General features: G+C 63.7%; 26 protein-coding genes. 7 read left to right on the plus strand and 19 right to left on the minus strand.

Going from position 1 to position 25,928, the window contains the following annotated elements; genetic code table 11:
- Positions 1 to 13 precede the first annotated feature (13 nt).
- A complete protein-coding gene (locus L2Y96_RS17270) occupies positions 14 to 1,417 on the minus strand; it encodes an aspartate aminotransferase family protein (protein WP_247328645.1) in 1,404 nt (467 codons plus the stop codon).
- Complete coding sequence (locus L2Y96_RS17275) at positions 1,414 to 2,130, minus strand: MtnX-like HAD-IB family phosphatase (protein WP_247328648.1); 717 nt, start codon at positions 2,128 to 2,130, stop codon at positions 1,414 to 1,416. Before L2Y96_RS17275 ends, L2Y96_RS17270 begins: the two co-directional genes overlap by 4 nt.
- A gap of 132 nt (positions 2,131 to 2,262) precedes the next feature.
- Here L2Y96_RS17275 and L2Y96_RS17280 point away from each other — a divergent pair, with 132 nt between their 5' ends.
- Positions 2,263 to 3,027, plus strand: coding sequence for a MipA/OmpV family protein (locus L2Y96_RS17280; RefSeq protein ID WP_247328650.1), 765 nt, complete (start codon positions 2,263 to 2,265; stop codon positions 3,025 to 3,027).
- A gap of 7 nt (positions 3,028 to 3,034) precedes the next feature.
- Here L2Y96_RS17280 and L2Y96_RS17285 read toward each other — a convergent pair whose 3' ends face one another.
- From L2Y96_RS17285 to L2Y96_RS17345, 13 genes are all read right to left on the minus strand, one after another.
- A complete protein-coding gene (locus L2Y96_RS17285) occupies positions 3,035 to 3,814 on the minus strand; it encodes a CPBP family intramembrane glutamic endopeptidase (RefSeq protein WP_247328653.1) in 780 nt (259 codons plus the stop codon).
- A gap of 77 nt (positions 3,815 to 3,891) precedes the next feature.
- Entirely contained in the window at positions 3,892 to 5,697 is a 1,806-nt protein-coding gene (locus tag L2Y96_RS17290) for a T6SS phospholipase effector Tle1-like catalytic domain-containing protein (RefSeq protein ID WP_247328656.1), read from the minus strand.
- A 9-nt stretch (positions 5,698 to 5,706) separates the two neighbouring features.
- Positions 5,707 to 6,252, minus strand: coding sequence for a hypothetical protein (locus tag L2Y96_RS17295; protein WP_247328659.1), 546 nt, complete (start codon positions 6,250 to 6,252; stop codon positions 5,707 to 5,709).
- 54 nt (positions 6,253 to 6,306) lie between these two features.
- Positions 6,307 to 6,924 (minus strand): XVIPCD domain-containing protein, encoded by a 618-nt coding sequence (locus tag L2Y96_RS17300; protein ID WP_247328662.1) that lies wholly within the window; start codon positions 6,922 to 6,924, stop codon positions 6,307 to 6,309.
- On the minus strand, positions 6,921 to 8,621 hold the full coding sequence (locus L2Y96_RS17305) for a type IV secretory system conjugative DNA transfer family protein (RefSeq protein ID WP_247328665.1): 1,701 nt from the start codon (positions 8,619 to 8,621) through the stop codon (positions 6,921 to 6,923). The genes L2Y96_RS17300 and L2Y96_RS17305 overlap by 4 nt, the downstream gene beginning before the upstream one ends.
- Before the next feature lie 170 nt (positions 8,622 to 8,791).
- Positions 8,792 to 9,106 carry a non-heme iron oxygenase ferredoxin subunit gene (locus tag L2Y96_RS17310; RefSeq protein WP_247328668.1) on the minus strand — a complete coding sequence of 105 codons (315 nt, stop codon included), beginning with the start codon at positions 9,104 to 9,106 and terminating at the stop codon, positions 8,792 to 8,794.
- Positions 9,103 to 9,636 carry a GNAT family N-acetyltransferase gene (locus L2Y96_RS17315; RefSeq protein WP_247328670.1) on the minus strand — a complete coding sequence of 178 codons (534 nt, stop codon included), beginning with the start codon at positions 9,634 to 9,636 and terminating at the stop codon, positions 9,103 to 9,105. The genes L2Y96_RS17310 and L2Y96_RS17315 overlap by 4 nt, the downstream gene beginning before the upstream one ends.
- Positions 9,637 to 9,754: 118 nt before the next feature.
- A complete protein-coding gene (locus L2Y96_RS17320) occupies positions 9,755 to 11,002 on the minus strand; it encodes an aminotransferase class V-fold PLP-dependent enzyme (RefSeq protein WP_247328673.1) in 1,248 nt (415 codons plus the stop codon).
- 15 nt (positions 11,003 to 11,017) lie between these two features.
- Positions 11,018 to 12,343 carry a Fe-S cluster assembly protein SufD gene (gene sufD / locus L2Y96_RS17325; RefSeq protein ID WP_247328675.1) on the minus strand — a complete coding sequence of 442 codons (1,326 nt, stop codon included), beginning with the start codon at positions 12,341 to 12,343 and terminating at the stop codon, positions 11,018 to 11,020.
- Positions 12,340 to 13,125 carry a Fe-S cluster assembly ATPase SufC gene (gene sufC, locus L2Y96_RS17330; RefSeq protein WP_247337107.1) on the minus strand — a complete coding sequence of 262 codons (786 nt, stop codon included), beginning with the start codon at positions 13,123 to 13,125 and terminating at the stop codon, positions 12,340 to 12,342. Before sufC ends, sufD begins: the two co-directional genes overlap by 4 nt.
- A 20-nt stretch (positions 13,126 to 13,145) precedes the next feature.
- Complete coding sequence (locus L2Y96_RS17335; RefSeq protein WP_247328678.1) at positions 13,146 to 13,553, minus strand: ACT domain-containing protein; 408 nt, start codon at positions 13,551 to 13,553, stop codon at positions 13,146 to 13,148.
- Positions 13,554 to 13,555: 2 nt separating this feature from the next.
- Positions 13,556 to 15,016, minus strand: a complete 1,461-nt coding sequence (gene sufB / locus L2Y96_RS17340) for a Fe-S cluster assembly protein SufB (RefSeq protein ID WP_247337110.1) — start codon at positions 15,014 to 15,016, stop codon at positions 13,556 to 13,558.
- 14 nt (positions 15,017 to 15,030) lie between these two features.
- Positions 15,031 to 15,483 (minus strand): SUF system Fe-S cluster assembly regulator, encoded by a 453-nt coding sequence (locus tag L2Y96_RS17345; protein ID WP_247328681.1) that lies wholly within the window; start codon positions 15,481 to 15,483, stop codon positions 15,031 to 15,033.
- Positions 15,484 to 15,658: 175 nt separating this feature from the next.
- Between L2Y96_RS17345 and L2Y96_RS17350 the strand changes: the two genes are divergently transcribed.
- Entirely contained in the window at positions 15,659 to 16,069 is a 411-nt protein-coding gene (locus L2Y96_RS17350; protein ID WP_247328684.1) for a cupin domain-containing protein, read from the plus strand.
- 32 nt (positions 16,070 to 16,101) lie between these two features.
- Here L2Y96_RS17350 and L2Y96_RS17355 read toward each other — a convergent pair whose 3' ends face one another.
- Positions 16,102 to 16,311 carry a hypothetical protein gene (locus L2Y96_RS17355; protein WP_247328687.1) on the minus strand — a complete coding sequence of 70 codons (210 nt, stop codon included), beginning with the start codon at positions 16,309 to 16,311 and terminating at the stop codon, positions 16,102 to 16,104.
- Positions 16,312 to 16,320: 9 nt separating this feature from the next.
- Positions 16,321 to 17,121, minus strand: coding sequence for an MlaA family lipoprotein (locus tag L2Y96_RS17360; protein ID WP_247328690.1), 801 nt, complete (start codon positions 17,119 to 17,121; stop codon positions 16,321 to 16,323).
- Between the two features lie 166 nt (positions 17,122 to 17,287).
- On the opposite strand from L2Y96_RS17360, the gene L2Y96_RS17365 reads away from it, so the two are divergent.
- The 4 genes from L2Y96_RS17365 to L2Y96_RS17380 all read left to right on the plus strand — a co-directional run bounded on the left by L2Y96_RS17365 (position 17,288) and on the right by L2Y96_RS17380 (position 21,172).
- The gene (locus L2Y96_RS17365) at positions 17,288 to 17,998 is read left to right on the plus strand and encodes a response regulator (RefSeq protein ID WP_247328692.1); all 711 of its coding nucleotides are present in this window, start codon (positions 17,288 to 17,290) and stop codon (positions 17,996 to 17,998) included.
- Complete coding sequence (locus L2Y96_RS17370) at positions 17,998 to 19,341, plus strand: sensor histidine kinase (RefSeq protein ID WP_247328695.1); 1,344 nt, start codon at positions 17,998 to 18,000, stop codon at positions 19,339 to 19,341. Before L2Y96_RS17365 ends, L2Y96_RS17370 begins: the two co-directional genes overlap by 1 nt.
- Positions 19,342 to 19,518: 177 nt before the next feature.
- On the plus strand, positions 19,519 to 19,857 hold the full coding sequence (locus L2Y96_RS17375; RefSeq protein ID WP_139984600.1) for a P-II family nitrogen regulator: 339 nt from the start codon (positions 19,519 to 19,521) through the stop codon (positions 19,855 to 19,857).
- Complete coding sequence (locus tag L2Y96_RS17380) at positions 19,847 to 21,172, plus strand: ammonium transporter (protein WP_247328697.1); 1,326 nt, start codon at positions 19,847 to 19,849, stop codon at positions 21,170 to 21,172. Before L2Y96_RS17375 ends, L2Y96_RS17380 begins: the two co-directional genes overlap by 11 nt.
- Here the strand turns inward: L2Y96_RS17380 and L2Y96_RS17385 are convergent.
- Complete coding sequence (locus L2Y96_RS17385; RefSeq protein WP_247328699.1) at positions 21,157 to 21,990, minus strand: alpha/beta fold hydrolase; 834 nt, start codon at positions 21,988 to 21,990, stop codon at positions 21,157 to 21,159. The two genes, L2Y96_RS17380 and L2Y96_RS17385, sit on opposite strands and share 16 nt — an antisense overlap.
- Entirely contained in the window at positions 21,987 to 22,418 is a 432-nt protein-coding gene (locus L2Y96_RS17390) for a DUF1330 domain-containing protein (protein ID WP_247328701.1), read from the minus strand. The genes L2Y96_RS17385 and L2Y96_RS17390 overlap by 4 nt, the downstream gene beginning before the upstream one ends.
- Positions 22,419 to 22,842: 424 nt before the next feature.
- Here L2Y96_RS17390 and L2Y96_RS17395 point away from each other — a divergent pair, with 424 nt between their 5' ends.
- Complete coding sequence (locus tag L2Y96_RS17395) at positions 22,843 to 25,863, plus strand: TonB-dependent receptor (RefSeq protein WP_247328703.1); 3,021 nt, start codon at positions 22,843 to 22,845, stop codon at positions 25,861 to 25,863.
- Positions 25,864 to 25,928: the final 65 nt, after the last annotated feature.

Here is a 25,928-nt window from a genome sequence, read left to right on the forward strand (position 1 = left end):
CCCACCTGCTAAATCAGCCGCGCTTGGCCAGCGTCAGCAGCTGGTCGAGCAACGAAATGGCGAGGTCGATTTCGTCGTGGCTGATGTCGAGCGACGGCGCGAACGTGATCACGTTCTTGTACCAGCCGCCCACGTCGAGCACGAGGCCGATCTTCTTGCCATTGTGGGTAAGGCCACCGGCCAGGCCGATGTCGACCATGCGATCGAGCAGCGCCTTGTTCGGCGTGAAGCCGTCATCGGTGCAGATCTCGGCGCGCAGGGCGAGGCCCAGGCCGTCGACATCGCCGATCTCCTTGTGGCGCTTCTGCAGGTCGCGCAGGCCGTCGAGGAAGTGCTTGCCCTTCTCCGCCACCTTGGTCTCGTAATCCAGCTCGTAACCCATCTGGATCACTTCCAGACCCAGGGCGGTGCCCAGCGGGTTGGAATTGAACGTGGAGTGGGTGGAGCCCGGCGGGAAGATGGTCGGGTTGATCAGCTCTTCGCGCGCCCAGATACCCGAGAGCGGGTTCAGGCCGTTGGTGAGCGCCTTGCCGAACACGAGGACGTCCGGCGTGACGCCAAAGTGCTCGATGGACCACAGCTTGCCGGTGCGCCAGAAACCCATCTGGATTTCGTCGACCACCATGAGGATGCCGTACTTGTCGAGCACCTTCTTCAGGTCGATGAAGAAGTTCTTCGGCGGGATGACGTAGCCGCCGGTGCCCTGGATCGGCTCGACGTAGAACGCGGCGTATTCGGCTTCACCGACCTTCGGATCCCACACGCCGTTGTATTCGGTCTCGAACAGGCGCTCGAACTGGCGCACGCACGCGTCGGAATACTCTTCCGGCGTCATGCCCTTCGGGCGACGGAACGGGTACGGGAACGGGATGAACTGCGCGCGCTCACCGAAGTGACCGAAGCGGCGGCGGTAGCGGTAGCTCGAGGTGATCGACGAGGCACCGAGGGTGCGGCCGTGGTAGCCGCCTTCGAAGGCGAACATCAGGCTCTTGCCGCCGCGGGCGTTACGCACCAGCTTCAGCGAATCTTCCACCGCCTGCGCACCGCCGACGTTGAAGTGCACGCGGCCATCGAGGCCGAACTTCTGCTTCGCATCGACCGCGATGGTCTTGGCGAGCTCGATCTTGCCCTGGTGCAGGTACTGGCTGGCCACCTGCGGCAGCAGGTCGATCTGCGACTTCAGGCGATCGTTGAGGCGCTTGTTGCCGTAACCGAAGTTCACGGCCGAGTACCACATCTGCAGGTCGAGGAACGGGATGTTCTCGCTGTCATAGATGTAGCTGCCTTCCGCGTGGCGGAAGATCTTCGGCGGATCGACGTAATGCACGGTATCGCCGAACGAGCAGTACTTCGCCTCGTCGGCGAGGAGCGCTTCGTCGTCGATCACGACAGAGGGGTTGCGGGAGAGGATGTTCATGCAGGCAGTTCCACGGTGTTCGGCACGGAAGTGGGCAGGACGGTCTTCGGCGGCAGGCGGCCGTCGAGCAGATCGGGGAGAAGAGCCAGGGCTTCATCGAAGCTGGCGATCGGCGCGTACGGGATACCCGCAGCGCGGCAGTGTTCGATCAGGCGGTTCTTGGCGAAAACGAAATCGACGCGATCGGCAGCGCAGAAATCCGATGCGCCATCGCCGATCAGGAGCGTCTTGCCACCGCGGGTGCGCGCTGCTTCGACGCGTGCGCATTTGCAGGTACCGCTACGGCAGCCATCCGCGCTGAACGGAGAGGTCAGGTTCCACTCGCGCGGCGCGGACTGACGAAGGTGGTTCGCGACGGTCGGCAGGCTGTCGATGCCGTGGTTGGAGAGGATCGCGTGGATCGCGTGATCCAGGCCATCGCTCACGATTTCCATCGGGATGCCAAGGTCAATGGTCGCTTTGACAAAAGCGGCAAAGCCGTGATCGATGTGAAGACCGTTCAGGTGCGTGGTGAGCTCGTCGTGGCTCATATCAAGCAGCGCCACCTGGCCCGCCATGCACACGGCAGAACCAATGCGGCCCGCGCGCCAGTCGCGCTCCAGCACTTCCCAGCCGGGGCGGCCGTAGCGGTCGAGCAGCGAGTCGATCACGTCTTCCACGGCAATGGTGCCGTCGAAGTCGCACAGGATGTTCCAATCGGGCGAAGTAAGCACGAGCTAAGCAGCCTTTTTGCAGGTTGCTGCGAAGGCTAGGGGCACATCCTTTCGAGTCCCTTTCCCTTTTGCGAAAGCAGTTTGTAAGCACTTTGTGGCACTATCGTGTCTCCGCCGCCCTCTATTTCCTGCATGCGCCGCACGTGCCTCGCTCTGCTCACCGCGCTCGCGCTCATCCCTGCCGCGCATGCCGAAGATGACACCCCCACCTACGCCTTTGGCGCTGGCGTGCAACGCATGCCGGGGTGGCAAGGGTCGAAAGACACCCGTAACCAGCCGGTGCCCTATATCGATATCGAGCTGCCGGGCGTGGGCGAGATTTCGACCACCGATGGCCTCACGATCGACCTGATCCACGGCGAGCACTGGCACGGCGGCCTCTACGGCAACTGGCTTTGGGGCCGTACGCATAACGAGCTGGGCCCCCAGCTCGGCGGCAAGGTGGCGTCGCTTTCACCGCGCTGGCAGGGCGGTGGCTACCTCGAGTACGCCTTCACCAAGCGCATTAGCGTAGGCGGCCATGTCGCCCACGATACGAGCGGCGCGGGTGCATACGCTGCGCTCTATGCCGACTGGCAGCTCCCCGATGTCTGGTACATCCAGCACTCGCTCGAGCTGCAGGTCGAAGGCATGAATGGCGCGGGCATGACGCGCTTCTTCGGCGTCACGCCGACCGAGGCGCAGGCCATCGGCACCGCGCCCTACCAGCCCGGCGCGGGCTGGCATTCGGCCAACCTGGAATATGACGCTTTCGTGCCCACCTCACAGCACACCGGTTTTGCCGTAGCCGTGTCGTACGCGCGCCTCTACGGCAACGCCGCCGACAGCCCGCTGGTGCGTGATTTCGGCAGCCGCCGGCAGCTCACGACCACCCTGGCCTTCGTCGTGCATTTCTGATCCGGCGTCAGGCCGGATCGGGGTGGAAGTCGTCGCCTTCCACGTTGGTGGGAATCGCGAACAACATGCCCAGCATCACCACGTGCGCCGCGGCCGAAAGCAGCGGCGACCATGCCGGCAACGCGATGTCGTACGGCAGCACGGTGTCGATCAGCTGATTGGCGAGGTTCCAGCCCCAGTGCAGGCCCACGGCTAGCCAGAGATGGCCCGTGCGCACCACGGCGGTGGCATAGGCCAGCCCGAAGCAGAACAACATCACCCACTGGGCCGGGCCAGCACCCAGGCGATACGCGTGGTTGAACAGGTACACCACGGCCGATACCGCCACGAACACCCACGGCGTCCAGGCCACGCGGGTCGCGCGGTACAGGAAGCCCCGGGTCAGCAGGTCTTCGGCGACGGACGGGATGAAGGTGACCACGAGAGCCAACGGCAACGTCGACACGAAGGACATGACCGCCGCCGCGGCCGTCTCGGGCGGACGGGCCAGGTAAACACCCAGGCCCATGCCTACACACACCGCCACGTACTTCAGTAGCAGGGACAGGACCAGGCCGCCGGACACCAGCAGCGGCGCGCTGCGGCGCCATTCCAGGGCGTAAGCGTCGTAGCCTTTGAAGCCGAGCCAGCGACCCAACGGCCACGCCACGGCGAGCATGGCAACGAGGACCGTACCGCTGACGGTAAGGCTGTGGAACACATGCCCGCCGAGGCCCTCTGCCACATGGTAGAAGGCGAGCAAGACAACGAACGCGATGACGACGCGCTTGCGGTCGACGGCAGGCATGGATTCCCCGGAAAGATTGGCGCGGCGCACAGCTTAGGGCCTCACACCCCTTGGGCGCCATAGGTTAGACGGCAAAATCAGAGCGACATGGACATGGCCTGCTCCTGCTGCTGCGCCATCCGCATCTGCTGATCCTGCTGGACCTGATCCATCTGCTGGTTCGCTACCTGCAGATCCCGGGACGCGGCCTCGACCGGGGTATTGAAGGCCTCAAGAGCGTCCAACTTGCCCCACTTGGTGCGGGGGTCGTCCAGATCGCCACGGAACGCCTGGTAGAGGTGGACCTCGGGGAGCAGGTTGCCTTGCCGGTCCTCACCCAGGGAAAGGTGGCTTACGTCGGACATGCCGCATTGCTTGGCCGTGGCTACCGAGCAGTGGGTGAGGCGGTCCATCTGTTGGGTGCTTAGGGTGATGCCTTCTTCGTTGTGGACGTCGGTGAGCTTGTCGTGGATGGAGTTGTAAAGGTGGTGGTCGCGGTGGGTTGGGTGGGCTGGGCTGGTTGGGGATGGATCTGGCGTCGGCGGGCTGTCCTGATCCAGGCGCGGAAAACGACTGAACTGGATGTGGTTGTCCTGGGCGGGATCGATTCGGCCTTCAGCATTGGGGACGGCTTGAGCATGCTGGCCTGCAAACGGCTCTGGGCGAACGACATGACCCTCGACATCAACCGTTTGCTCGCTAGCTTCTTGCTCGCGATAGTCCTGGCCCCCGAGCTGCCGAGCCTCCTGAACGAGTTCACGTTCGAATACCCGATCTAGATCGATAACGTCAGAGGGAACCGGCCCCACGTCCACGCGCGCCCTATCAGGCACCTGAGCGAGCACTTCCTCGCTCGTTTCCTCTGGCAAAGCGCATTTAACGACCGGACGACAATCCGGGGCACTCTTCTGTGCACCACGCACGCCACGGGTTCCAAGGTGGTCGAAAACCCGCGTGTGATAAATGATCGAGTGCTCTTCGGAACGGTGTGCCGTGTAATCCTCAACGCGTTCAGGGAGCTGATATCTCTCGAGTAATTTCGGCTCGGTCAACCCACCGATGAAATCGATCATAAGGTTACCGTTCGCACGAGCAAGCCCGTCCACGTGGTAGCTACCGCCCACATCGGAATGTGCCCCCGGAACGGTGAGCGCTAGCAGCCTTCGGTCAGCCGAGAGCCCCTGCGGAATGATCATTGACGAGGGAAACTGGCTCCGGCGTTCGTCTCTCGCAACGAGCTGCAGCCCCGCAACGACCGACGACGGCACTCGTCGATCGTGTCGAGTCGGATGGCCGGTAGCGACCGGGTCAAAAAGGCCAACGGCCTGGGGAATACTACCCGGCGCGAGAACACGCGATCTCTGATGGTTCCTCGAAACAACCACACCCTCGTCATGAACCTTCCGTGAGAAGGACATGGATTCTTCAGCCCCACGACTAAACCCCGTCGTAATCACACGGATTTTTGCCTCCGGGTCCTCCGCAAGCCATCTGTCGACCGTTGCTGCGAACTTGTCGTACATTTTTCGTACGCGTTCGTCGTGAGAGTAGCCGATCGCTCCGTCGAAAAGTCGACGCGCAAAGTCCCACTGCGTACCCGGTCCAGCAACATAGTGACTAAACACCCGAGGATCCCGATTCTCGCTTAGCTGCTGTGCAAACCGGCCCACGTTTGTCAGATGATTCGGATCGCCTTCCGCGTCGTTTCCGGTACCGTCGAAGTTCGCGATAAACACGTACTCATGCGGATCATCCTCATGAAGGAATACCGGTACTCGCATCGACCCGAGCATGTGCCTTGCACCTTCATACGAACGCAGATCGTGGATCGTCGCCGCATCCTGAGAGACGCCGTCCATGCGGCGACCATCAGGTCCAATCTTGTGCTTTTCCTTAACCTTCATCACATTCCTTTAGTAACTCTTCGAATACACCAAAACAGAATCGTGGCGCAAAATGCCGTCTTCCCCTTGGCCTTCTCGCCTTCTGAGGAACACCATGGACTGCATGTAGACCCTGACCGACCTATCTTCGACAACCAAGAGCAGGGTCGGGTCACCTACCGCACCGTCGTCATCAACTTCATCAACCGGCTCTGCATGCACGACGACCCGACGCTTGAAGATCGATGACATATCGACTCGATCCTCGTGCCGCTCTCCATCCATTGACTGCCACGTCACCAACGCTGGTTCTGGAAAGTTTCTTATTGCGATCTGCCCGCTCTTGGCCGCTTTAATCACCCCTTCCTTTAGCGGCCATACTTTCCCGCCCTCGGGCTCATCTACCTGGACTCGATTCGCGTAAATGACCTTGCAGCTACGTGTGTATCCGCACTCCGCGGAAAAAACGTGATGACGAAAATGCGTCGGTTTTGGCGCCTTTTTTTGCGCTACTTGCGAACAGCATCCGGTGGCTAACAGCGTCACAGCCGCAAGGCGCAGAAGTCTTAGATCCATTCCACTTCTCCTCGACCCGTGAATTTTTCAGGGTTGGCAGGTAGCTCGTGCGAGCTACTCCTCATGAACCCGATCGAAAGTCAGGCCGCGATCAACCCAACGAATCATATAAATCCAAGTGTTATGCTTCATGCCGAGACCCGTCACGACGGCAATGGCACGTTTCTGCTCCCTATCGCCGGTAACCGCGCTAGCACGGCCTGTCATGGTGATAAGGCGATCAATCCACGGAACGTCGGCTGGCCATGATTCGACGCTGTCGACGCGATCGATGTGCGTATACGTCGCGCACCAAAACGCAGCGAGGGCGACACGTTCGGCATCGTCACCACTCAACTTGCGATCATCGCGAGCCATGACATCGGCGATACCGCTGCGAATCTGCTCGTACAGCTTGTGTTTTGGGTGGCAATGATCCTGCGGCCCATGAATGAGTGGGTCTTCGCCGCAGACCCCGCCTGGCTCGCGACGCTCATAGATAACCCCCCTCGCCTCCATCTGTTCGGTCGTATAGCCTTCGGGGTTAGGTAGCGACTTGAGGCTTTTTGCCGACGCAGCGATGTACTCTTTCGGCGTCATGGGATCCTCCATCGTTGGATCTGCGCATCCCATCAGAAACGGCCATGCCGCAATCGCAGAAGTCGTAAGCATGAACCGGTGCATCTTTTTCATCGAACATCCTTCGAGGGCTTCATGCCCTTCACCTTCAACGTTGCGACCTCCACCTTCGGCAATAGCCGCTTGGTGAAGTACTTCTCCTGGTAGTAGCGGATCTTGTCGGCCATGACCGGATGCGGGATGCCCTCGTAGAAGAACACCTGCTTGTCGGCGCTCATGGCCTTGAGTTCCTGAGGAAGCATCAGGGCGCGGCGTTCTTCGTGGTGGCTGATGCTGACGTCACGGCTGTGAGTGATGTTCTTCTTGCGGACTGTGCTGAAGCCGAGCATTTCGGAGTAGTCGTTGGCGTCGCGCTGTTCGCGCGGGGTGTAGACGATCTGCAAGGCGTGGTTGGTGACGAAGCTGCGCGCGACGTCGCGGCCATACACGGCATCGAGCTGGGATAGGCTCTGGATGATCGGCAGAAGGCGGAGGTTGTAGCCGGCAATGAAGGAGACGGCGCTGGCCAGAATGTCCACGCGACCCAGTGCGGTGAACTCGTCCATCAACAGCAGGCACTGATGCTTCAGCGTCTTATCCTGCGCCGGGAGCTCACGCGTATTGAGCTTCACCAGTTGGCTGAAGAACATGTTGATGATGATCCGGCTCTCGGCCAGCTTGTTGGGCTGGATGCCGATGTAGATGGTCATTTTCTTCCGGCGCAGGTCGGTGAGCAGGAAGTCGTTGCCGCTGGTAGCGGCGTCGAGCACCGGGTTGAGGAACATGTTCAGCGGCTCGCGGAACATGCCCATGATGGAGGCGAAGGTGTCGTCGGCCTGAGAGATCAGGTTGCTGAAGGCGTTCTGCGTGATGTCGCTGAGGAACGGGTGGCCCGCGAGTTCCTGAAGGTAGCCCTTGAGGTCGGCGCCCTCGCCTGTCGATAAGCGGAAGACCGCGCCCAGCGTGGGCTCATCGACTGACACGAGGCGACTGCCGCCGCCCTGGGCGTCACGCTTTTCGAACAGGTACATAGTGAAGGCAACGAAGGCGTTGCGCGCCTGGCTGATCCAGAAGCCCTGGTCGCCCGCCCCATCCGGGTACAGCGTCTCCGCGAGCGACATGAGGTCGGATACGCGGAACGAACCGTCGGATACGTAGTGCAGCGGGTTCCAGCGAGCCGTGCGCAAGTCTTCCGCGAACGGGTTGAAGAGGTGGACGTCCTGCCCCTGCTTCTCGCGCCAGCCGCTGGTGAGGTCGAAGTTCTCCTGCTTGATATCGAGGACCACGACCGAGCCTTCGTAGCTCAGCAGGTTGGGAATGACGATGCCGACGCCCTTGCCGCTGCGCGTCGGCGCGGCGAGGATCGCGAACTGCTGGCCAGACATGTGGATAAGGCGCCGGCCGTGGCGCCCGACCACGAGGGCCGTGGGCGTGCGCTTGAACATGCCCTTGCGAGACAGCTCCCGGCGCGAGGCGAAGCGCGCGTCGCCATGGAGTGCCTTCGAAGAAGGCCTGAACAAGAGCGCGAGCACCATGACCAACACCAGCAGTGGCACGGCGGCGCCGAGGCCGCCGGCGAGCCAGATGCGCCATGCGTATGGCTGGTACGCAGGCTCGTGGAGGTGCTCGTAATAGCCCCACCACGCCATCCACCAGCGCGGACCGGAGTCCACGCCGAGTAGCAACCCTGTGAGATAAGCGGCCAGCCACGGAACCCAGGCCACGGCGGCAAGAACGATCGCCAGGGCGATCACGACTTTCCCTGTACGCATGACACTCCATCCATCTGGTTCGAAGAAATATTCTTCGCCACGAATGAGGTGTCATTCAATCAGTCACTTCGCAACCCTATGTAGTTCTTAGGCTTACGGGCGTGACAGATTTGCCTGACAAACCGCGTCAGGCAAATCTTCATTCAGAGATGACTCAAAAGCGACCGCGCTTAGCGGTCGTCGCGCGTCCAGATGAAGCCATCGGCTTCCTGCACGGGGAAGACCGTCACAGGTTCATATGCCGGCGGGCAGGTGACCTCGCCGCTGCGGAGATCGAAACGTGCCCCATGGCGCACGCACTCCACCTCGAAGCCATGCACTGGACCACCGGCAAGCTCGCCGCCGTCGTGGGTGCAGACGTCCTCGATGGCGTAGAGATCGCCATCAATGTTGTATACCGCGATGGCGGTATCGCCATCCCAGGCCACGCGGAATTCGCCGGGGAGCAGTTCGCTGCGCGTACCGACCTTGACCCAGCCGTTCACGCCCGGAGGTCCTTCACGAGGTATTCGAAGCGCAGGTCGTCGCGCTGCGGCAGGCCAAAGCGCTCGTCGCCGTAGGGGAACGGCTTGGTCCGCCCCGTACGGGCGTAGCCGCGGCGTTCGTACCAGGCGATGAGTTCGGCGCGGATGTCGATCACGGTCATCTCAACCCGCGTGCACTGCCATTCCTCGACCGCGATGCGCTCGACTTCCTCGATCACCAGCTTGCCGATGCCCGTACCCTGGAACGGCGGGTGCACCGAGAACATGCCGAAGTAGCAGATCTCGCCCTGGCGTTCGATGTAGCAGGAGGCCGCGATCAGGCCATCCCGTTCGAACAGCACGAAGCGACCGTTCGGGCCGGTGAGCAGCTCTTCGATCTCGGTGACGTCGGTGCGGCGGCCGTGGAGGAAATCGGCCTCGGTGGTCCAGCCGGCGCGGCTGGCGTCGCCACGGTAGGCGGACTCGACCAGCGTGGCGATGACGGCGGCGTCGGCCTGGGTGGCGGTGCGGAAGGTGTGTTTCGGGGTCATGGCGGCATTTTAGACGCCGGGGGAGCATCGCGCGCAAGCGCGCTGCTACAAGGGCTCCGTGTCGCCGGACACAAGCGCCCCCCTGTAGGAGCGCGCTTGCGCGCGATCGGGGGTGCCGTCAGAGCAGCAGCTTACGCACCCGCCCCACGGCCTCGATGAACTGATCCACCTCGGCCTTCGTGTTGTAGAACGCCAGCGAGGCGCGCAGCGTGGCGGGGACGCCAAAACACTGCATCAACGGATGGGCGCAATGGTGGCCAGAGCGGACAGCGACACCCTGCAGGTCCAGCAGCGTGGCCATGTCGTTGGCGTGCGCGCCTTCGAGCAGGAAGGAGATGACCGGCTCTTTTTCCTTCGCCTGACCGAAGATCCGCACGCCCGGAAGGGCCGCGATAGCATCGGTGGCATAAGCGAGCAGTTCCTGCTCGTACGCCTTAAGGCGGTCGTAGCCGATGCCTTCCAGGTAGTCGATGGCGGCCGAGACGCCGGCAAACCCGGCAATGTTTGGCGTACCGGCCTCGAACCGATGCGGCGGATCCGCGAACACGGTGCCGCTGAAGCGCACCTCCCGGATCATCTCGCCACCGCCGAAGAACGGCGGCATGGCCATCAGGTGCTCACGCTTGGCCCACAGCGCGCCAGTGCCCGTGGGCGCCAGCATCTTGTGGCCGGTGATCGCGTAGAAGTCGCAGCCCAACGCCTGCACGTCGACTTTACGGTGCGGCACGGCCTGCGAGCCGTCGACCAGCAGCGGGATACCGCGCTTGCGGCACTCGCGGGCGATCTCGCGCACCGGGTTCACCGTGCCGGTCACGTTGGATACGTGGCCGACGCAAGCCAGCTTCACTTCCGGGGTGAGCAGCTTGAAGTATTCCTCGAGGATCAGCTCGCCCTTCTCATCGATGGGCGCCGCCTTCACCGTAGCGCCGGTGCGCTCGGCGACGAGCTGCCACGGCACGATGTTGGCGTGATGCTCCATCACCGTGGTGACGATCGCATCACCGGCCTTCAGCCGCGGCAACGCGAAGCTGTACGCCACCAGGTTGATCGCCTGGGTGGTGCCCGAGGTGAGGATCACTTCATCGCGCGAGGGAGCATTGATGAAACGGGCCAGCGCGTCGCGCGCGCCCTCATAGGCGGCCGTCGCTTCTTCGCCGAGCGTATGCACCGCGCGCGCCACATTGGCGTTGTGCTCGCGGTAATGGCGATCCACCGCCTCGATGACCGAAACCGGCTTCTGCGACGTATTCGCGCTATCGAAGTAGATCAGCGGTTTGCCGTGCACCGTACGCGACAGCAGCGGGAAATCCGCGCGGATGCGTTCGATGTCGAGCGGGAGGGGGGCGGTCTCGGCCCTGGCATTCATGGCTTGGCTCCGGACTTAGTCGGCAGTGGCGGTGGTGGGCAGGTGCCCCACCAACAGGTCACCGAGGTGTTCACGCAACGGCTCGTTCGCCAGCGATTCGAAAGCAGCGCGGCAGAACGCGAGGGTCAGCAGGCTGCGCGCTTCAACCAGCGGGATACCGCGCGAACGCAGGTAGAACAGCGAGCGCTCGTCGAGCTGGCCGATGGTCGCGCCGTGGGCGGCCTTCACTTCGTCGGCATAGATCTCGAGCTCGGGCTTGGTATCGATTTCAGCCGAACCCGACAGCAGGAGATTCTTGTTGCTCAGCGAAGCATCGGTGCCGTCGGCACCTTCGGCCACCACGATGGCGCCGCGGAACACGCCGCGCGAACGACCGTCAGCGATGCCACGCCACAGGGCCTCAGAGGCCGTATCGCGCGCCTTGTGATGCACTTCCAGCTGCGTATCGATGTGCTGACGGCCCGCAAGGGCAAATACACCGCGCGTATCGAAACGCGCGCCGTTGCCAAGCACCTCGGCCGTGAGTTCGTGGCGCACCAGTGCACCACCTAGCTCAAGCGCATGGACGGTAACGTTCGCATCGGCATCGAGGCGCACATGGCCGCGACGAACCAGGGTCGTCGCCGTTGAGGCGTCCTGCAGGATGACCAGGCCGAGCGTTGCACCTTCGCGTGCCACGTAATCCGCGACGACGGTACCCAGCTGCGTGCCATCGCCGGTGGTAACGAAGTGCTCGACGACGTCCAGCGCAGCGCCCTTCCCTACTTCCACCAGCACGCGGGCGTGCCACGCGGTATCCGGCTGCGCACCACTGGTGGCGTGAACGATGTGCACCGGCTTGGTCGCGGCAGCGCCATCGGCCACGCGCAACACCACGCCTTCGCTGGAGAGCGCGGCGTTAAGGTGGGCGAAGGCATCGGCAGCACCGCGACGGTAGCGGTTGGCGAGCGCGAAGCGCAGCGGCTCCGGCTGGGCAGCCAGTGCGGCGCTCAGCGGGGCCAGTTCGACGCCGTGGCCGGCATCGAGAGACGAAAGATCGGCGCGGAACACGCCATCGACGAAGACGACACGAGCACCGTCGACGCCCGGGAGCGTGAACAGCCACGACGGCACTGAGGCACCGCCAGCAACGCCTGCATCCGCCAGGGCGAAAGCCCGCTGCGAAAGCGCACGCAGCGGCGTGTACTTCCAGGCTTCATTACGGCCTTCCGGCAAGCCGGTTTCCGCAAACGCATCGAGGTTTTCGCGACGAGCGGCATCCAGCCAGGCGATACCCGTGGCGGGCACGCCGGCAGCGGCGTCCAGTGCCGCCCGCACGAACGGGGACGGCGCGCTGGTCATCCCGGCTCTCCGGCCAGGTCGGCCTTGCGCAGGTGCGGGTGCTTATCGGCCAGCCAGGCGTAGCCTTCGGCTTCGAGCTTGAGGGCCAGGCTCTTGTCGCCGCTCTCGACGATGCGGCCACCCGCCAGCACGTGAACGAAATCGGGTTCGATGTAATCGAGCAGACGCTGGTAATGGGTCACGACCAGGAACGAACGCTCCGGCGAACGCAGGGCATTCACGCCTTCGGCCACCTGCTTCAGCGCATCGATGTCGAGGCCCGAATCAGTCTCGTCGAGGATCGCGAGCTTCGGCTCGAGCACGGCCATCTGGAAAATCTCGTTGCGCTTCTTTTCGCCACCCGAGAAACCTTCGTTGACGGCGCGGTGCAGCAGCTCGTCGGAGATCTGCATGATCTTCAGCTTCTCGCGCACCAGCTTGAGGAAGCGCATGGAATCCAGCTCGTCCTCGCCACGGAACTTCCGCTGCGCGTTGAGGGCGGCACGCAGGAAGTAAGTGTTGTTCACACCGGGGATTTCGACCGGGTACTGGAAGGCGAGGAAGACGCCGACCGCGGCGCGCTCTTCCGGCTCCAGCGCGAACAGGTCGCGGCCATCGAAGGTGACCGAACCTTCCGTCACTTCATAGCCATCGCGGCCGGAGAGCACGTTGCCGAGCGTGGACTTGCCGGCGCCGTTCGGCCCCATGATGGCGTGCACCTCACCCGGGTTCACCGTGAGCGAAAGGCCTTTCAGGATCTCCTTGCCTTCGACGCGGGCGTGGAGGTTTTCGATCTTGAGCATGTGCATGGCGGTGCTGTCCATCAGGGCGTCAGGTGCGAGAGCGCATCGAGCGCTTCGTCGCGGCGGTCCCACGGCACGAAGATGTGGTCGTGCAGGAACGCGGAAACGGGGTTGCAGGGAATACCGCACTTGGCGAGCGCGGCGGAAACGGCGGCCATCATGCCGACCGCGGTGAGGCTGGACTGCACGCGCAGGGTGATGCATGCCCAGAGCATGCGATCACCGCTGAGATCATCCTCGGTCACGTCGACGATGAGCGTGGTGCCCTCGTCTTCGCGGAACATCATCAGCGCATCGACCATGCGCTCGCGCGCACGGTCGTGGGAGACATGGATGAAGCGCTTCGGCACCGGGTCCACGGCCGGATCCAGCGCGGCGAGCAGCGCGCGCAGGTCGGTCGGGGCCGGGGCGGAGCCAACGATACCCATGCTCAGCCCACCGCGCCTTCGAGGGAGACCTCGAGCAGCTTCTTGGCTTCGACGGCAAACTCCATCGGCAGCTCGCGGAACACCTGCTTGCAGAAGCCGTCCACGATCATCGACACGGCATCTTCCTCGCCGATACCGCGCGACAGGCAGTAGAACAGCTGGTCGTCGGAGATCTTCGAGGTGGTGGCCTCGTGCTCGACGATCGCGCCGGGGTTCTTCACTTCCATGTACGGGAAGGTGTGCGCGCCGCACTGCTTGCCGATCAACAGCGAGTCGCACTGCGTGTAGTTGCGCGCGCCATCGGCGCCCTTCTCGATCTTGACCAGGCCACGATAGCTGTTGGAGCTGCGGCCCGCGCTGATGCCCTTGGCCACGATCTTCGACTTCGTGCCTTTGCCGATGTGGATCATCTTGGTGCCGGTATCGGCCTGCTGGCGGTGATGGGTCAGTGCCACCGAGTAGAACTCGCCCACCGAGTTATCACCGCGCAGCACGCAGCTGGGGTATTTCCAGGTGATGGCGGAGCCGGTTTCCACCTGGGTCCAGCTGATCTTCGACGACACGCCGCGGCAATCGCCGCGCTTGGTCACGAAGTTGTAGATACCGCCCACGCCGTTCTCGTCGCCGGGGTACCAGTTCTGCACCGTGGAATACTTGATCTGCGCGCGATCCAGCGTCACCAGCTCGACGACGGCGGCGTGCAGCTGGTTCTCGTCGCGCATGGGCGCCGTGCAGCCCTCGAGGTACGAGACGTAGCTATCGTCCTCGGCCACGATCAGCGTGCGCTCGAACTGCCCGGTGTTCACCGCATTGATACGGAAGTACGTCGACAGCTCCATCGGGCAACGCACGCCCTTGGGGATGAACACGAAGCTGCCATCGGAGAACACCGCGGAATTCAGCGCGGCGAAGTAGTTATCGCCCACCGGCACCACACTGCCGAGGTACTGGCGCACCAGGTCGCCGTGCTCACGGATGGCTTCGGACATGGAGCAGAAGATGACGCCTGCTTCGGCCAGTTCCTTGCGGAACGTGGTGCCGACGGACACCGAGTCGAACACGGCATCCACGGCGACGCCGGCCAGCTTCGCGCGCTCATGCAGCGGCACGCCGAGCTTCTCGTAGGTTTCGAGCAGCTTCGGGTCCACTTCATCCAGCGACTTCGGGCCGGCCTTGGGGGCGGAGTAGTAGCTCACCGACTGGTAATCGATGGGGCCGATATCGAGCTTGGCCCAGTCCGGCTCCGGCATGGTCAGCCAGTGGCGGTAGGCGGCCAGGCGCCATTCGGTCATCCACGCAGGCTCGCCCTTGATCGCCGAAAGCTGGCGAACGATGTCTTCGTTCAGACCGGGCGGGAGGCTGGTGGATTCGATATCGGTGACGAAGCCTGCCTCGTAGCGGCGGTTGAGGGCCGCTTCGACTTCGGCGTTGTCGCGCACCGGCGCTGCCACTTCGCGTGTCATGTTCTCGCTCTCGTTCATGCGTTTGCCTGCGCGGCATCAGCCACGCCCTTCGCCGGCGCCGTGGGGCGCCCGGCCAGCATCTGTGCCAGGGTCATACCGCGCAGCACGCCATCGATGGCCCCGGAAACGGAGCGCCAGCTACCACTGACGCCGCACTGCGACTGACGCTCGCAGTGACCCTGGGCAATGCTGCATTCGGTAAGCCCGATGGGCCCTTCCAGCGCCTCGACGATATCGGCCAGGCTGATCGCCTCCGCCGGGCGTGCCAGGCGGTAGCCGCCGTTGACGCCGCGGAAGGAATCCACCAGCCCCGCATGGCCGAGCAGCTTCAGCAACTTGGACACCGTGGGGAGCTCCAGGCGCGCCTCATCGGCGATCTGAGCGGTGCTCAGAACGTCGGCGGGGTGCGTGGCGATGACGGTCATCACCACGGTGGCGTAGTCGGTAAGTCGGCTGACGCGAAGCATCGGCGGAAGGGGGAATTGGGAAACCGGACCAAAATGGTACTGTTTCCAACCCGATTTTGCAACGCAACGCGGGGCCGGCTGGCGCCCATCTTGGTATAGCGAAGTGCCGTGATCCTGGTGCTTTCGGCTGCACCACCCCGAGGCGCATGCTGGTTTCCCCGACAGGAGCCAGCCCATGAAACGCACCCTCTTTTCCCTGCTATCCCTCGCCCTGCCCTTTGCAGCCATGGCGGCGCCGCCTGCCGCGCCCGAGGAGCACGTGGCCGTTAACTTCTCGCACGATCTGCCCAATGTGCCGGGGAAGAAGCTAACCGCGGTGGAGGTCACCTACCCGCCCGGCGGCGCCTCGGCACCGCACCACCATGCGGGATCAGCGTTTATCTATGCCTACGTGGTCTCGGGCAGCATCGTCAGCGAGGTGAACGGCGGCGGCGAGCATACCTATAAGGCCGGGGAGAGCTTTTACGAGACACCGGGTTCCGCACACCAGGTGAGCCGCAACGGCAGCAAGACCGAGCCGGCGAAGCTGCTGGCGGTGTTCGTGGTGGACAGCCAGGACACCCACCTGACCACGCCAGACCACTAATGCTCATGTAGGAGCGCGCTCCTACAGGGTGATCACCGACCGCGTTCGTGGGCGCGGATGGTTTTGATCAACGCAATGAGGCGGGTGGTTTCGCCAGCCTCCACGAGATCCTCGGCCGTGCGGAAGCCGAGCGCGGCGATCGGGTCTTCGGTAAACCATGCCCGGCGGCGGGCACGGTCGGGCTCGACGTGCCGCGCCTCGGCGAGTACGCGGGCGGTGTCGCACAGCAGCCTCACGGACATGAGACCACCTCAGGGGTTGACCGGGAGGCCGGTCGCCGCACGCCCTTCGGCGCCGGATTCAGCACTGTGCACGGCGCCGCGGCGGCCATCGTCCACGAGCGCCCTGCGCCGGGCAGCCGCGTTATCGCGGAGTGCCGCGTAATAGTCCGGCGATTGCTCGAGCGCATCGGTGATTGGCAATGCGCGGGCCCGGCCATCGACGATGCCACCGACCGTCGCCGCCGTGTTCAACGTCGAGACCGTGTCGGAGTTATCGCCCAGCCGGTTGAACGACAGGGTGAGGATCCGCCCCACCGAGTCGCGAACATTGGACGACCCGAAGACCGGCAGTTCCACGGTATGGCCCGGCCCCATGCCCCAGACGCCGAAGGTCTGCCCCAGGTCCGCGTCATGCCTTGGCATGCCCCAATGGCTTGCCACATCGAAGATGCCGGCGACGCCAATGGTGCTGTTGATGACGAAGCGACCCGCGGTGTTCAACGAGCGTAACCCGTTCGCCTGCAGCAGGTCATTGGCGAAGACCAGCGGCTCGCGCAGGTTCTGGGAGAAGTTGCGCACGCCACTGCGTACGGGCTTGGGCAGGTGGGCGTAGCCGCGCGCCACGGGGCGCAGGACACCGGCATCCACCACCTTGTTGAAGGCGAAGATCTTCCGGTTGATCGGTTCGTCCTGTGGCGCGTCCTTCTTCACACCGTGGGAGCACGCGGACAGCGCGAACAACGTGGCGGCCGCCACGCCGCTCCGCCATGCGGTGGCGGGCAGCCGGGCGGGCGCGGCGTCACGCCGGGAGTTACGCGGGGAAACCACCATGGGATCGTCTCTGCGGGAGGGGTGCCGCAGAGCTTCGCGAGCCCATGCGTCCCGCGTTTTTCCACTTTACGTCCAGCCGCTCACAATGTTTCAGGCCGGAAACAATCCCCACCGTTGCGCGCGGAACCGCTATAAAGAGCCCTGTACTGCATCGCCCGGGCCCTTCATGCAACGCCTCCTCATCGTGGATGACGACGAAGAGATCCGCTCCCTGCTCCAGCGGTTCTTCCAGCGGAGCGGCTTCGATGCCGACACGGCCGCCTCCGGCGCGGAAATGGATAGCAGGCTTGCGCGTGGGCGATACGACCTCGTGATCCTGGACGTGATGCTCCCTGACGAGGACGGCTTCAGCCTGTGCAAGAGGCTGCACGCCGCGGGCGGCATGGCCATCATCATGGTGACGGGTGTTGTCGAATCGACCGACCGCATCGTAGGCCTTGAGCTGGGTGCGGATGATTACGTCACCAAGCCGTTCGATGCCCGCGAATTGCTGGCCCGCGTGCGCGCCGTGCTACGGCGCAGCGACGCCTCCGCGGCGAATACCAACCACGGCGCATCGCCGATGCTGCGCTTCAGCGGTTGGCGCCTCGATATCGTCCGTCGCGAGCTGCGCTCGACCGACCACACGCTCACCCCGCTTTCCGGGGCCGAATTCGAACTCTTGGTCGTGTTCGCCCAGCACCCACGCCGCGTGCTCACCCGCGAGCAACTCATCGATCTCGCCCGCGGGCCACGCCACGAGGCGTTCGACCGCAGCATCGATGTCCAGGTGAGCCGGCTACGGCGGAAGATCGAGGAAGACCCTGGCGATCCCGAAATCATCCGCACGGTGCGCAACGTCGGCTATATGTTCAACACGACCGTTGAGCGCTTGTGATGCTGTTCCAGCGATGGGCCTCCGACACGATCGGCCGCTGGTTTGCGATCAACATCGTGGTGGCGGTCATCATCGCGGCAGGAATGAACGCGGCGTTCGCCGCGTTTGCGGGTGTGTGGGCCAAGCCAGGCATTGGCGATGTCGGCCTGATCGACCAGACCGTCGCCATCGCGCGCATGCTCGATGGTGCGCCCCGCGCGTGGCGCGCGAAGCTCGCCACTGCCGCGAGTAACGCCACCTATGACGTGACCTGGATCCCTGATGAAACTTCAATCGGACTTCCACTCGATAGCATTGTGTTCCGCTCGGCGGGCAAGAAGGTGCGCACGCTGTTGGAGCGGCCCACGGCGCGCGTTGTCGCGTATGAGCCTGGCGACCTCGACCTGCATGGGCACCCCGTAACGACCTACGGTCTCGCGATCTCGCTATCGGATGGCTCCTGGGTGCGCTTCGTCACCTCGCAGCGAAGCTGGGGCCTCAACGCTTCAACGCGGACGCTGTTGACCGCCGCGTTCGCCGTGATCTGCAGTCTTCTGGTGGCCACACTGGCGAGCCGCCGCCTGGCTCGCCCCATGGAACGTTTCGCCCGGCAGGCGCAGCGCTTCGGCGCGGATGTGAACGCACCGCCGATGGAGGCGAGCGGTCCCGTCGAAATCCGCCTTGCCGGCCAGGCCTTCAACGTGATGCAGGCGCGCGTACAGCGTTATGTCGCCGACCGCACAACCATGCTGGCTGCCATCTCACACGACTTGCGCGCACCGCTGACCCGGATGCGCCTGCGCGGCGAATTCATCGAGGATGACGAGCAGCAACGCAAGCTGTTTCGCGACGTCGACGAGATGCAGGCCATGGTGGATGCTTCCCTGGAATTCTTCCGCGATGACCATGAGCAGGAGCCCAGCACGCGCTTCCTGCTTTCGGAACTGATCAACACCGTCGTGGACGATTTCCGCGACGCCGGCCACGACGTAACCTTCGATGCTCCGGGCAACATCACCTACGAAGGGCGCCCACTAACCCTGCGGCGCGCCATTGCCAACCTCGTCGATAACGCCATCAAGTACGGTTGCCGTGCCACGGTCAGGCTGCGCTCGGGCGAGGCATGGGTCGAGATCGTGGTCGACGATGAAGGCCCCGGCATCCCCGAAGACTTGCGCGAGACCGTGTTCCGGCCGTTTTATCGGATCGAAGGATCACGCAACCGCCAGACCGGTGGCGTGGGGCTCGGCCTTGCCGCCGTACGCTCTGCCGTGCGTGGGCACGGGGGCGATATCACGCTGGAATCGCGGCCAGCCGGCGGCCTTAGGGTCCGAGTGAAGTTGCCCATCATCACAGCCGGATAGGCCCACGAAGGCACCAGCCTGGACAAGTGAGCGCCCCACAATGGTGCGTCGTGTGCAGCAAGCCGCCCGCCATGGAGGGCGCCAGGCGTTGCCGCCCAAAGCCTGCAGCTGCCGCCTGCGCGCTGGCACGCATCGTGCCTTTACTACCCCAGCCAATCACACGGGGAAGCGCGGCACATGAAATGGATCAACGCGATCATCAAGCCGTTTACGCTGGACGATGTCCGCGAAGCCCTCGCCGAAGTCGGCGTCCAGGGCATGACGGTGACCGAGGTGAAGGGCTTCGGCCGCCAACATGGCCACACCGAGCTTTACCGGGGAGCGGAGTACGTCGTGGATTTCCTGCCCAAGCTGAAGATTGAAATCGCCGTCACCGATGAGCAGCTCGAGCGCGCCATCGAAGCGATCAGCACCGCGGCGCGCACCGGCAAGATCGGCGACGGCAAGATCTTCGTGATCGATCTCGAGCAAGCCATCCGTATCCGCACGCAGGAGGTGGATGGCGATGCGCTCTAAGCCCTTCCGCTCGCTGGCTGCCCTGGCCGCCGCCTCGCCCATGGCGGCCTTCGCTCAAGCTGCCGCGCCCGCCAAGCTCGATAGCGGCGACACCGCCTGGATGCTCACGGCCACCATGCTGGTGCTGCTGATGACGATTCCCGGCCTCGCCCTGTTCTACGGTGGCATGGTCCGCGCGAAGAACCTGCTCTCCGTCCTGATGCAGTGCTTTGCCATTACCGCGCTCGTCACGGTGCTATGGGTCGTCTATGGCTACTCCGTGGCTTTCGACACCACTGGTATGGCCGCTGGCACGACCGGCCTGCATTCGTTCGTCGGCGGTTTCGGCCACGCCATGCTTGCAGGACTCGCGCCGGGCAGCCTGTACAACACGGTGCCCGAAGCGGTCTTCGTGATGTTCCAGATGACCTTCGCGATCATCACCCCGGCACTGATCATCGGTGCCATCGCCGAACGCATGAAGTTCTCGGCCCTACTGGTGTTCACGGCGATCTGGTTCACCGTGGTTTACCTGCCCATCGCACACATGGTGTGGGGTGGCCCGGGTTCATTCCTGGGTGACCTCGGCGTGCTCGATTTCGCGGGCGGCACCGTGGTGCACATCAATGCCGGTATCGCCGGCCTCGTCGGCTGCCTGGTTATCGGCAAGCGTCGCGGCTACCCGAACACGCCCATGCCGCCGCATAACCTGGGATACACCCTCGTGGGTGCGAGCATGCTGTGGCTCGGCTGGTTCGGTTTCAATGCGGGCTCCGCGGTCGCTGCGAACGGCAGCGCCGGTATGGCCATGCTCGTCACCCAGATTGCCACCGCCGCGGCGGCCATCGGCTGGACCGCCGTGGAGTGGCTGACCCATCGCCGCCCGAGCGTGCTCGGTATTGCCTCCGGCGCGGTCGCTGGACTTGTCGCCATCACGCCCGCCGCGGGCACCTGCGGGCCCGGTGGTGCGTTGGTGCTTGGCCTTGCCGCCGGCGTGGTCTGCTTCTTTTGTGCAACGCGACTGAAGCGGAAACTCGGCTACGACGATTCGCTCGACGTGTTCGGTGTGCACGCTATCGCCGGCATCCTCGGTGCGCTGCTCACCGGCCCGCTCGCGGCACCCGTGCTCGGCGGCTTCGGCACGGTGACCGACCTCGGCCTGCAGCTGTGGATCCAGTGCAAGGGCGTCGGCTTTACCGTCATCTACAGTGCGGTGCTGAGCTGGGTGATCTTCAAGGGCATCGCCGTGACGATGGGCCTCCGCGTCGACGAAGAACAGGAGCAGATCGGCCTGGATATCGCCCTGCATGAGGAGAAGGGCTACAACCTTTCTTGAGATCGTGCGAAGTGTCGAGCCAACGGCGACCAGAGGCCTGCCGGCACATCGTGGCCCATGCCTTCGATCAGCAGCCATTCCGCACCCGGAATACAGGTCGCCGTATCCTCGCCACATGCCACGGGAATCAGCGGATCATCCATCCCGTGCACGATGAGCGATGGAGCCTGGATACGTGCGATCCGGTGACGAATGTCACCGGTCGCACCGATCGCGGCGATCTGTCGCGCAAATCCGCCAGGGTCATAGGCGCGGCGAAGTTCTTCGGCAATGAGTGCTCGGTGCGCATTCTCATCAAACGGAAAGCCTGAGCCTGCGATACGGCGCGCGAAATGGATGCCTGCAGCGACATAGCCGTCATGGTCGATCGCGGGGTGCGGCCTGGGCGTCATGAGCATCGCCATGACATCAGGCGCCGCCTTCGGCAGGCCAGCATTGCCCGTGCTGGACATGATCGAGGTCAACGAAAGCACGCGATCCGGATGGTCGCAGGCGAGCAGTTGCGCGATCATGCCGCCCATCGAACGCCCGACCACATGGGCGTCGCTGATACCCAGGGCATCCATCAGGCCAACCGTATCAGCCACCATGTCATCGAGCGTGTAGGCATCCGCTTCGGTGAAATGCGTCGATAGACCCGCATCGCGGTTATCGAATCGGATCACCCGAAAGCCGCTGGCCGAGACCTGCCGGCAAAATCGGCCATCCCAACGAATGCGTTGCGAGCCGAGCCCGGAAATCAACAGGACAGCCGGCAGCATCTCGTCGCCAAAGCTGTCATAGCCGACCGTGATGCCGTTAGCGTGGGCCGTCGTCATGCGACGAACCGGGCCGCTTTGAGCGGCAGGAGCCGGGCATCAGCGATAGCTGCCGTTCGATGGCCAATGCCTTCGAGGTAGGCCGCGTTTTCTGTGAATGCGAGGAACGCGGCGACGCTGCTTTGCCTGACCAGCATCGCGAGGTCCCATTGCTCATGTTCCGGCCCGATCAGGAACCGGCCGCCCTCTCCAAGGAACAGCAGCTCACCGCCACTCTCGCGCAGGAAGGGCAAGGTGTGGTCGATGTAGCGGTCGAAGGCGGTCCTGCCACTGATGGGCTCCGAGGGTGCCAGCGCCGGATGCGCCGAGTAATCAGCCAGCGCACGAAAACGAAGGAGGTTAAGCATGACGACCTCGCCTTGCAGGCCCCTCATGACGAAGGCCCGCCCGGCGGCTGGCGTGGGGTCGAGATATGACGTTTCGGACACGGGTGGCACCTTGGCTTGCTAAGACTGGCATAGTTTTACCCGGACATATTTGTGTCGTCAATATTACCCGGATATATAGTTGCGCTAGCCGCGCGCTAGTTACGAATTTCTTCAAAGGACCCGTCAGGTCAGTGCATCGCGGCGGCCACGTATTGCTTGGTCCCGCGTACGGCGCAGTCTTCGCCTAACCCATTGATAGAGCGGCCTTTGATGCAGGTAAAACGGTGTCATCGGCGCTTCACAAACGTTTGACACTCGTAAATTCCTGCCCTAGAACCGGGGCTCGTCCAATGACGGGCAGCCGATCGCAGGGGCAGAGCGAAAGGCAGCGCGCCGGGCGACTCGCGCGGATTTCCCCCCATGAATCCGCTCAATCCGTCTTCAACCACGTGGCCCTTCCACAGGGGCCCTGTAGGGGCTTTGCATGCCGAAAAAATACTCCGCCCGTCCGTTCCTGCGCCCCACGGCGCTCGCATTGGCGCTCGGGCTAGCCGCCACCGGTAGCGTCCACGCGCAATCGAACGCCTCCGGCGTACTCTTCGGCCGCGTGTCAGCCGACCAGGGCCGCACCATCCAGCTGCAGAACATCGACACGGGCCTTACCCGCGATATCGCCGTGGATGCCGAGGGGCGCTACCGCGCGCCGTCGCTGCCGATTGGTCGCTACAACGTCTCCGTGATGCGCGATGGCGCCGTCGTGAGCACGCGTGAAAACGTCGCCGTGCAGATCGGTAGCGGCACCGACGTGTCGTTCATCACCGAGGCGGCTTCGGCGGCGAGCGCATCAACGCTCGAAGGTATCCAGGTCACGGGTACCGCCCTGCCCTCCATCGATGTGTCGTCGGTGGAATCGCGTACGGTGCTTACCGCCCAGCAGCTGCAGAAGCTGCCCATCGCGCGCGATGTCACGTCCGCCGCCCTGCTCGCGCCTGGCGCCGTCGGCGGCGATACGCGCTACGGCAACGTGCCGTCGTTCGGCGGCGCATCCGCCTCGGAAAACCAGTACTACATCAACGGCTACTCGGTCACTAACGCCCTGACGGGCCTCGGTCTCATCAGCCTGCCTTACGATGCGATCGACCAGCAGCAGATCTTCACCGGCGGTTACGGCGCGGAATACGGCCGCTCCACCGGCGGCGTGGTCAATATGATCACCAAGCGCGGCAGTAACACCTGGAAAGCAGGTGGCCAGCTGATCTACACGCCGGAAGCGCTGCGCGACTCACCGCGCGATATCTACCTGCGCAACGGCCAGCTCTACCAGGATCGCAGCAAGAACAAGAGCTGGACCACCGAGTACTCGGCCTACATCAGCGGCCCGCTGATCAAGGACAAGCTGTTCCTCTACGCGACGGGCGATTTCATCCGAACCGAGGGCTTCACCCGCGGCTCGACGGCGGCGTCGACAGACCGAAACGACACGACGAAAACCAACCGCTACCTCGCGAAGATCGACTGGAACATCAGCGACAACCACCTGCTCGAGCTCACCGGCTTCAGCGACAAGACCACCGAGCAGAACAAGATCTACGGGTACGACTACGCCACCGGTACGCGTGGCGACTACCGTGGCACGCTGTACTCGAAGAACTACGGTACGGCCGGCTCCACTCCGGGTGGCGATGTCTACATCGGCAAGTACACGGGCTACCTGACCGACGATCTGACGGTGAACGCGCTCTACGGCAGCAGCCGTACGCAACACGTTCAGTCCGCCAACTCGGTGGCGGGAGAGTGCCCGCGCATCGCAGGCAACTACACCGTGGATGGCCGCACCGTCTTCCCGCCCAACTGCTACCTGCAGGGCCAGATGCTCGCGGCAGGTGCGCAGGACAAGACGCATGGCTGGCGCCTCGACGTCGAATACCACGTGGGCGACCACGACCTCCGTGCGGGTCTGGACAACCAGACGCTCGAGTCGTTCGGCGGTAATTACTACGAAGGTCCGGATGCCGGCCGCGGCAAGGGTGGCTCCTACTACTGGAGCTACGGCGACGCGCCCGCCGGTGGCAAGTTCACCGGCTACCCCGATGTGCAGCTACCGCCGGGTACGGAACGGTACGTGCAGCGCGTGTACTACTACGCGGCTTCGAACGTGAAGACCGTGCAGGAAGCGCAGTTCATCGAAGACCACTGGCAGGTCAACGATCGCTGGCTTGCCTACCTCGGCCTGCGTAACGAACAGTTCAAGAACCTCAACGGCTCGGGCCAGGTCTACGTCAAGCAGCGCCATCAGCTGGCACCGCGCCTCGGCGTGAGCTGGGATGTCTTCGGCGATTCCTCGCTGCGCGTGTATGGCAACGCGGGCCGTTACCACCTCGCCATCCCGTCGAACGTCGCCATCCGCGCCGCCTCGGGCTCGTACTACCTGCGCCAGTTCGGTACGTTCGACAGCATCGATCCGGTGACGGGCGTCCCGATTGGCTTCACTCCGAACGGTCACGAGTACGTCTCGAACGGCCACGATGGCAGCACGCCTGATCCGCGCACCGTCGCCGCCAAAAACATGGGTGCGTACTACCAGGATGAGTACATCCTCGGCTTCGACAAGCAGCTGGGCAGCGAATGGGCCGTGGGCGCCAAGGCCACGGTGCGCAAGCTGAAGAGCTCGATCGACGACTTCTGCGATTCGCGCGCGTTCGAGAACTGGGGCACGCGCAACGGCGTGGACATGAGCAACGCCCGGATCTCCGGCTGCTACCTGTTCAACCCGGGAAAGAACAACACGTTCCGGGTGGACATGGATGGCCAGGGCAATTTCCGCGATGTCACGCTGACCAAGGCCGACTTCACGAACAACGGCGTCGGCTTCCCGGACCTCAAGCGCAAGTACTACGCACTAAACCTCTACGCCGAGCGCCAGTTCGACGAAAAGTGGTACGCCAAGTTCGATTACGTGTTCTCGCGCAGCTATGGCAACTCCGAAGGCATGCTGAAATCGGATAACGGCCAGCTCGATCCGTCGGTCACCCAGGACTGGGACGTGCCCGAACTGATGGTCGGCTCGAACGGCGTCCTGCCGAACGACCGCAAGCATCAGTTCAAGGCGTATGGCTTCTACCAGATGTCGCCGGAATGGCTGTTCAGCGCCAACCTCGTCGTCGCGTCGGGCCGCCCGGTGAATTGCGTGGGCATCGGCCCAGTGGACCCCGTGCAGTACGGCCCCTCGTACCACTACTGCGACGGCAAGCTCTCGCCGCGTGGCACCGCGGGCCGCCTGCCGTGGACCCAGCAGCTGAACGTCGGGACGGAATGGCGGCCGGCGTTCGCCGACCACAAGCTCGGCTTCAACGTCGATGTCTTCAACGTGTTCAGCCAGCAGCGCCAGACCAGCATCATCGAAACGCGTGAGAACGATGCTGGCGTGATGGTGGCGACGTATAAGCGTGCCAATTCGTACACCGCGCCGCGGTACTTCCGCTTCTCGGTCCGCTACGACCTGTAATCGCAAACGTGCCGCGCGGCCCTCCCACCGCGCGGCACATCTCCCCTTCTTCGAGGCGCTTTCTC

Origin of the sequence: Luteibacter aegosomaticola (assembly GCF_023078475.1) — a bacterium.
Taxonomy (GTDB): Bacteria; Pseudomonadota; Gammaproteobacteria; order Xanthomonadales; family Rhodanobacteraceae; genus Luteibacter; species Luteibacter aegosomaticola.

Excerpts from the sequence above, each read along its gene's own strand:
- L2Y96_RS17270 (WP_247328645.1), bottom strand. The coding sequence starts at position 1,417 with ATGAACATCCTCTCCCGCAACCCCTCTGTCGTGATCGACGACGAAGCG.
- L2Y96_RS17280 (WP_247328650.1), top strand. The coding sequence starts at position 2,263 with ATGCGCCGCACGTGCCTCGCTCTGCTCACCGCGCTCGCGCTCATCCCT.
- L2Y96_RS17285 (WP_247328653.1), bottom strand. The coding sequence starts at position 3,814 with ATGCCTGCCGTCGACCGCAAGCGCGTCGTCATCGCGTTCGTTGTCTTG.
- L2Y96_RS17290 (WP_247328656.1), bottom strand. The coding sequence starts at position 5,697 with ATGAAGGTTAAGGAAAAGCACAAGATTGGACCTGATGGTCGCCGCATG.
- L2Y96_RS17295 (WP_247328659.1), bottom strand. The coding sequence starts at position 6,252 with ATGGATCTAAGACTTCTGCGCCTTGCGGCTGTGACGCTGTTAGCCACC.
- L2Y96_RS17300 (WP_247328662.1), bottom strand. The coding sequence starts at position 6,924 with ATGAAAAAGATGCACCGGTTCATGCTTACGACTTCTGCGATTGCGGCA.
- L2Y96_RS17305 (WP_247328665.1), bottom strand. The coding sequence starts at position 8,621 with ATGCGTACAGGGAAAGTCGTGATCGCCCTGGCGATCGTTCTTGCCGCC.
- L2Y96_RS17315 (WP_247328670.1), bottom strand. The coding sequence starts at position 9,636 with ATGACCCCGAAACACACCTTCCGCACCGCCACCCAGGCCGACGCCGCC.
- L2Y96_RS17320 (WP_247328673.1), bottom strand. The coding sequence starts at position 11,002 with ATGAATGCCAGGGCCGAGACCGCCCCCCTCCCGCTCGACATCGAACGC.
- sufD (WP_247328675.1), bottom strand. The coding sequence starts at position 12,343 with ATGACCAGCGCGCCGTCCCCGTTCGTGCGGGCGGCACTGGACGCCGCT.
- sufC (WP_247337107.1), bottom strand. The coding sequence starts at position 13,125 with ATGCTCAAGATCGAAAACCTCCACGCCCGCGTCGAAGGCAAGGAGATC.
- L2Y96_RS17335 (WP_247328678.1), bottom strand. The coding sequence starts at position 13,553 with ATGGGTATCGTTGGCTCCGCCCCGGCCCCGACCGACCTGCGCGCGCTG.
- sufB (WP_247337110.1), bottom strand. The coding sequence starts at position 15,016 with ATGACACGCGAAGTGGCAGCGCCGGTGCGCGACAACGCCGAAGTCGAA.
- L2Y96_RS17345 (WP_247328681.1), bottom strand. The coding sequence starts at position 15,483 with ATGCTTCGCGTCAGCCGACTTACCGACTACGCCACCGTGGTGATGACC.
- L2Y96_RS17350 (WP_247328684.1), top strand. The coding sequence starts at position 15,659 with ATGAAACGCACCCTCTTTTCCCTGCTATCCCTCGCCCTGCCCTTTGCA.
- L2Y96_RS17355 (WP_247328687.1), bottom strand. The coding sequence starts at position 16,311 with ATGTCCGTGAGGCTGCTGTGCGACACCGCCCGCGTACTCGCCGAGGCG.
- L2Y96_RS17360 (WP_247328690.1), bottom strand. The coding sequence starts at position 17,121 with ATGGTGGTTTCCCCGCGTAACTCCCGGCGTGACGCCGCGCCCGCCCGG.
- L2Y96_RS17365 (WP_247328692.1), top strand. The coding sequence starts at position 17,288 with ATGCAACGCCTCCTCATCGTGGATGACGACGAAGAGATCCGCTCCCTG.
- L2Y96_RS17370 (WP_247328695.1), top strand. The coding sequence starts at position 17,998 with ATGCTGTTCCAGCGATGGGCCTCCGACACGATCGGCCGCTGGTTTGCG.
- L2Y96_RS17375 (WP_139984600.1), top strand. The coding sequence starts at position 19,519 with ATGAAATGGATCAACGCGATCATCAAGCCGTTTACGCTGGACGATGTC.
- L2Y96_RS17380 (WP_247328697.1), top strand. The coding sequence starts at position 19,847 with ATGCGCTCTAAGCCCTTCCGCTCGCTGGCTGCCCTGGCCGCCGCCTCG.
- L2Y96_RS17385 (WP_247328699.1), bottom strand. The coding sequence starts at position 21,990 with ATGACGACGGCCCACGCTAACGGCATCACGGTCGGCTATGACAGCTTT.
- L2Y96_RS17395 (WP_247328703.1), top strand. The coding sequence starts at position 22,843 with ATGCCGAAAAAATACTCCGCCCGTCCGTTCCTGCGCCCCACGGCGCTC.